Below are 240 nucleotides of genomic sequence, written 5' to 3'. Positions count from 1 at the left end.
ATTCGGGGGGCGGCACGACGCTGCGCGCATGGGCATAAAACGCGGGCAGGCCGCCCGCGGCCAGCGACGGCGACTTGGCCAGCACGCGCAGCAGTTCCTCTTTCTTTTCCAGCTCGTTATCGACCAGCAAGGCCATCGCGCGGGCCGTATCGAGCATGTTCCGGTCCTGCACGGCGCGGGCGTCGCGGTAGACGTAAGCCACGGCGATCGCCGCCGCCACGAAGGAGGGGACCAGGACCG

General features: G+C 69.2%; 1 pseudogene. It reads right to left on the bottom strand.

The annotated features are described in order from the left end of the window. A pseudogene (locus KVT32_RS31340) lies at positions 1 to 240 on the bottom strand (hypothetical protein); the annotation flags it as partial.

Source organism: Achromobacter sp. GbtcB20 (genome assembly GCF_019091095.1).
GTDB lineage: Bacteria > Pseudomonadota > Gammaproteobacteria > Burkholderiales > Burkholderiaceae_B > Achromobacter > Achromobacter mucicolens.
This window is presented reverse-complemented; position numbering and strand designations above follow the sequence as displayed.